Consider the following 1,060-nt stretch of genomic DNA (forward strand, 5'->3'; position numbering starts at 1 on the left):
CGGCGGTGCCAAGCCCACGCCTGCCAATGATGGAACCAGCACGGTCTTCGGGGATAGCGCGGCCAAATCGGAGAGCATTGCCAAAGCCATCGACCATCTGCGCGAGGTCGACACGCTCACCATGCGCTATTCCGCTGCCATGCTGGCATCGCTGAAAAGCATCGAGGCCAACATTGGCGGGCTCACCAACCTCATTATCCGCACCAATGGCATCGAAGGCTCTGCCGCCGGCATCCAGACCGGCACCAAACTCACCGGACTTTTGGGCACGGCCAATTCGATGCTGACTGGCATCTCCAACTTTGCCAGCAGCAAGACAGGTTCGCTGATTGGTGCCGGCATCGGGATGGCGATCGCGGGGCCGATTGGCGCTGCCATTGGCTTTCTCGGCGCCAAGCTGCTGGGCGGTCTCGGCAAGGTCCTTGGCAGCATCGCAGGCGCTCTGTTTGGCACCAAGACCAGCATTGTTGGCCAGGGCATTTATGGCGGCGCGCAGTCGGTCGGATCGATCATGTCGGGCGGGTTTGACGCGAGCTATTATTCTGACATCAAGAAGACCAAGAAGTTCCTCGGGATCAGCACCGGCTCGAGCTACTCCACCCAGTACACCGCTGCTGACGCCGAACTCGAGCGACAGTTCAGCCTGATCTTCGAAGGCTTCTACGGCGCGATCTCGGCGGCTGCCGGCCCGCTGGGAATGTCGCTTGGCGAGGTGCAGTCGCGCCTTTCCGGGTTTGTGGTCAACATCGGCAAGATCGATTTGAAGGGACTGACCGGCGCCGAGATCCAAGAGAAGCTGACCGCTGTCTTCGGGGCTGCCGCAGATAATCTCGCCCGGACTGCGGTGCCAGGGCTCGAGCAGTTCCAGAAGGTCGGTGAAGGCTATTTCGAGATGCTGGTACGCGTCGCCTCCAGCATCGAGACGGTAAGCAGCACGCTCAGCCTGCTCGGCACCTCGGTCGAGGGTCTGAGCCTCAGCGCGAAGATGAACCTCTTCGACCTGTTCGGTTCGGCCGGCGACATGGCGTCTGCCGCAGGTGAGTATTTTGCTCTCTATTAC

Annotated in this window: 1 protein-coding gene; it reads left to right on the forward strand. The window is 60.9% G+C overall.

Annotation, left to right across the window (positions count from 1 at the left end; all coding sequences use genetic code 11):
* A partial coding sequence (locus tag B7Y43_RS20205) for a hypothetical protein (RefSeq protein ID WP_374133442.1) occupies positions 1-1,060 on the forward strand: 1,060 nt, incomplete at both ends.

Source organism: Sphingomonas sp. 28-62-20, assembly GCF_002281505.1.